Here is a 4,588-nt window from a genome sequence, read left to right as displayed (position 1 = left end):
ATTTTGATCGCGTTTCAGTGCGACAAACCGGTCAACTGTGGGAGCGGGCTTGCCCGTGAAGGCGACAGTGGGAGCACTGCCAAAGTCCGGGTGGAAAACGGATGTTACGCCGCGTAAAGAAAACCTGACGATTTGTCCGTCTGGCCCTCGTGAAACCCACCTTAGGCAATAACTGTAAGAAATATCTTCCGCTCTATGAGCCTTCAGATCTTTTTCAGCGCTCTGGCCCGCTTGTTTCACCGTCCCATGCAGGGTGAGATGCGCCCCATGCCTGTCGTGCAGGTGCATAACAAAAAGGAGGCGCAATGTACGCCGTGACTCATTTCCACTTCTCCCCGTGGGGCGGTTTTCCCATCGCTCACGCCGACGACCCGCAAAGGTCCGACTCCCTTTTTGCAGCCACCCGAAACCTTCGGGGTGGACACAGGCAATCCCGGCAACCGACACGCTGATTCAGCGGTGTCTGGCAGCAGGGGGTTAGCGGTGTACAATGCGCCGCGTTTTACCTGTGACCTCCTGCGCATCTGCGCAAACCTCAAGGCTATCCGCCTTGTTCACTCCGCCGCGTCACGAGCGTGTCGGGTTCGATTTCGTCACAGATAAAAACAAACAGGTGACGCATGACCGTTGTAAATACGCTGAACTCCTGGTGCCTGCGCTGGGGTTTGATCGGCGCTGCTTAACGTCGCAACCGAGCAGCAACGTCTATTGAACATCATCAAACCTTGCGTGAGACCCTTTTCATGAGTGGACAAAACTCGCATTCAGGCGAGCTGAAACGCGGCCTGAAGAATCGTCATATTCAACTGATCGCTCTCGGTGGCGCGATCGGTACCGGCCTGTTCCTGGGCTCGGCCGGGGTGCTGAAATCCGCCGGCCCGTCGATGATCCTCGGCTACGCCATCTGCGGCTTCATCGCCTTCATGATCATGCGCCAGCTCGGCGAAATGATCGTCGAAGAGCCGGTGGCCGGTTCCTTCAGCCACTTCGCGCACAAGTACTGGGGCGGTTTCGCCGGTTTCCTGTCGGGCTGGAACTGCTGGATTCTGTACATTCTGGTGGGCATGTCGGAGCTGACTGCCGTCGGCAAGTACATCCACTACTGGGCGCCGGACATCCCGACGTGGGTCTCCGCAGCCGGGTTCTTCGTGCTGATCAATTTGATCAACCTGGCCAACGTCAAAGTCTTCGGCGAAGCCGAGTTCTGGTTCGCGATCATCAAGGTCGTGGCGATCGTCGGCATGATTGCCCTGGGCAGCTATTTGCTGGTCAGCGGCAACGGCGGCCCGCAAGCGTCGGTCAGCAACCTGTGGTCCCACGGCGGTTTCTTCCCGAATGGCATCAGCGGTCTGGTGATGGCCATGGCGATCATCATGTTCTCCTTCGGCGGCCTGGAAATGCTCGGTTTCACCGCAGCAGAAGCCGACAAGCCGAAAACCGTGATCCCGAAAGCCATCAACCAGGTGATCTACCGCATCCTGATTTTCTACATCGGCGCGCTGGTCATCCTGCTGTCGCTGACGCCATGGGACAGCCTGCTGTCGACCCTGAACGCCTCGGGCGATTCCTACAGCGGCAGCCCGTTCGTGCAAGTGTTCTCGATGCTTGGCAGCAACACCGCCGCACACATCCTCAACTTTGTGGTCCTGACCGCTGCGTTGTCGGTGTACAACAGCGGCACCTACTGCAACAGCCGCATGCTGCTGGGCATGGCTGAGCAGGGCGATGCACCGAAAGCCCTGGCGAAAATCGACAAGCGCGGCGTGCCGGTGCGCTCGATCCTCGCTTCGGCGGCGGTGACGTTGATTGCGGTGTTGTTGAACTACCTGATCCCGCAAAACGCGCTGGAACTGCTGATGTCGCTGGTGGTGGCCACGTTGGTGATCAACTGGGCGATGATCAGCTATTCGCACTTCAAGTTCCGCCAGCACATGAACAAGACCCGGCAGACGCCGCTGTTCAAGGCCCTGTGGTATCCGTATGGCAACTACATCTGCCTGGCGTTCGTGGTGTTCATTCTTGGCGTGATGCTGCTGATTCCGGGCATCCAGGTGTCGGTGTACGCGATTCCGGTGTGGGTCGCGTTCATGTGGATTTGCTACGGCATCAAGAACAAGCGCAGTGCTCAGCATGCGTTGCAGGCTGCAGTGAAATAGCGCAGCGCGCAGAAACGACAAACCCGGCCATGTGCCGGGTTTGTCTTTTTCGGCCTACACAAAACCCTGTGGGAGCGTGGCTTGCCCGCGATGAACGATAACGCGATGTACCTGATGAACCGCAGCGCCTGAATCGCGGGCAAGCCACGCTCCCCACAGGGACCGCGTTCTCGTCATTCATTCGCGGTATCCTGAAAGGCCTCAACCCGGACGCTTTTCCATGCTGGTGATTTCCAACAACGTGCATCTGCCGGATGCCGAGATCGAATTGACGGCCATTCGTGCCCAAGGCGCCGGTGGGCAGAACGTCAACAAGGTCTCCAGCGCCGTGCACTTGCGCTTCGACATTCCGGCCTCGTCCTTGCCCGAGTTCTACAAGGAACGGCTGCTGGCGTTGCGGGACAGCCGCATTACCAGCGAAGGGGTGTTGATCATCAAGGCCCAGCAATACCGCACGCAGGAGGCCAATCGCGCCGATGCGCTGGAGCGGCTGACCGAGTTGATCCTCAGCGCCACCAAGGTCGAAAAGAAACGCCGTCCGACCAAACCGACCCTCGGCTCGAAGAAGCGCCGGCTCGAATCCAAGACCAAGCGCGGCAGCATCAAGGCTGGACGCGGCAAGGTCGACTTTTAATGCGTGTCTCTTTCTTCGCGGTACTTTGGCGCTTGCCGGTACAGATAAACGCTGAGCATCAACCCGCTTAACGCGGCGAGTGCGGCGAACAGGAAGATCGAGGCAAAACCAAATCCGGCAGCAATCGCGCCCGCCAACGGCCCGGTAATCCCCAGCGACAAATCGATGAACAGCGAGTAAGCGCCGACCGCTGCGCCACGGCTCGACGCTGGCACCAGATTGACCGCTTCCACGCCCAGCGCCGGGAACACCAGCGAAAAACCGAAACCGCTCAGCGCTGCACCGGCCAAAGCCCAATGAGCATCCGGTGCCAACCACAGCAGCAACAGTCCCAGGGTTTCCACCGACAGGCAGGCGATGGCCACGCGAAAACCGCCGAGACGGTTGATCAGGTTACCGAACAGCAGTCGCGCGCCGATGAAGCTCGCGCCAAACAGGCTCAGGCACAACACCGCGTTGTCCCAGTGTTGCGTGGCGTAATACAAGGTAATGAAGGTGGCGATGGTGCCGAAGCCGATCGAACCCAGCGCCAGGCCGCAACCGTGCGGCAGCACTCGACCCAGCACATGCATGAACGGCAATCGTTCCCCGACCACAATCGGTGCGGCGGTCTTCGGCCACGCCAGCGCCAGACCCAGCACGGCCAGCAAGACGATGCTTACGCCCATGCTCCACAAGCCCAACTGACTGACCAGCAGCACGCCCAGCGGTGCACCAACGGCCAGTGCGCCATAACTGGCGATGCCGTTCCAGGAGATCACTTTGGCGGTGTTTTGCGCGCCGACCCGGCCGATGCCCCAGCCGATCGAGCCAGAGCCCACCAGGCTTTCCGCGCTGCCGAGCACCAGGCGGCCGATCAGCAGGCTGATCAGACTCAGCATCGGCAGGCTTTGGGTCCAGGCCGAAAGCAGCATGAACACGCCGCTCAGGCCGCATCCGGCGAGGCCATACATGACCGCCAGTTTGCTGCCTTTGTTATCAATGATTTTCCCGGCGTATGGGCGGCTGAGCAGGGTGGCGAGGTATTGCACGCTGATCACCAGACCGGCGACCACGGCGCCGAAACCCAGATCGCTGTGGACGTAGCCGGGCAACACGGCCAGGGGAATGCCGATATTGAGGTAGCCAATAAAAGTGAACAGGACGATGGAAACGACTTGCAGCGTGACCGCCAGGGGGCGCTGGTTTTCAGACATGGGTAAAGATCCACGGGAAAGCAGGATAGATAGGCTGCTTATGATAGCGGCGTGACAGGCCGCAGGGCGTGGAAAAGTAAAACTATTTGCCCGGTGGAGGCGAATCAGGGTTTGGCGGGGGCGACCAGTTGCGTCGTGACCAGGGCGGCCAAGGCATTTTCTTCGCTGCCGAAACGGGCGAGCAATGCGGCTTGTTTCTCGGGGGACAGGCGATTCCAGATCTCGATCATCTTCTCGGCCGTGCCGATCAGGACGCTGGCCTGAGTCTCGCTAAAGTCATCGGTCATGGTGTGCAACTCAAGAGTTCAGGCGGTGTGGAAAGCGCATGTTAGCGCTTTCCACACGGTCTGGCATTGCGGGTGTTTCAGTCTTCTCTGTCGGCCTGGCGGCGTTCAGTGGCTTCTTTCGGCTCGGGCTGTTGGGCGCCGGCTTGTTGCGTGGGTGTCTGCTCAGTTTCGTGCAGGCTTGGGAAGGGGAGATTAGGGATCTCGTGCATGTTTCGCGCTCCTCGCAAAGTCTGTTGATAGATCTGGTAGATCCGCGCTTTTACAAAGCTTGGGCAGGATACAGCAGGAGAAATGACAAATAGACTTTTATATCTA

Annotated in this window: 5 protein-coding genes; 2 read left to right on the top strand and 3 right to left on the bottom strand. The window is 59.3% G+C overall.

What is annotated here, in order from left to right; all coding sequences use genetic code 11:
- Positions 1 to 743 precede the first annotated feature (743 nt).
- Positions 744 to 2,156 (top strand): amino acid permease, encoded by a 1,413-nt coding sequence (locus Q7W83_RS19255; protein ID WP_150630271.1) that lies wholly within the window; start codon positions 744 to 746, stop codon positions 2,154 to 2,156.
- 220 nt (positions 2,157 to 2,376) lie between these two features.
- Positions 2,377 to 2,790 (top strand): alternative ribosome rescue aminoacyl-tRNA hydrolase ArfB, encoded by a 414-nt coding sequence (gene arfB / locus Q7W83_RS19250; RefSeq protein WP_008010994.1) that lies wholly within the window; start codon positions 2,377 to 2,379, stop codon positions 2,788 to 2,790.
- Here the strand turns inward: arfB and Q7W83_RS19245 are convergent.
- From Q7W83_RS19245 to Q7W83_RS19235, 3 genes are all read right to left on the bottom strand, one after another.
- Positions 2,787 to 3,986 (bottom strand): MFS transporter, encoded by a 1,200-nt coding sequence (locus tag Q7W83_RS19245; protein ID WP_150630270.1) that lies wholly within the window; start codon positions 3,984 to 3,986, stop codon positions 2,787 to 2,789. The two genes, arfB and Q7W83_RS19245, sit on opposite strands and share 4 nt — an antisense overlap.
- Positions 3,987 to 4,090: 104 nt before the next feature.
- Positions 4,091 to 4,273, bottom strand: a complete 183-nt coding sequence (locus Q7W83_RS19240) for a hypothetical protein (RefSeq protein WP_008030471.1) — start codon at positions 4,271 to 4,273, stop codon at positions 4,091 to 4,093.
- A gap of 77 nt (positions 4,274 to 4,350) precedes the next feature.
- Positions 4,351 to 4,588: hypothetical protein (locus tag Q7W83_RS19235; protein ID WP_473657713.1), on the bottom strand; the 238-nt coding region annotated here is incomplete at its 5' end.

The organism is Pseudomonas sp. 300 (genome assembly GCF_055803035.1).
Note: the sequence above shows the minus strand (reverse complement) of the source record. Positions and strands in the feature narration are given on the sequence as shown.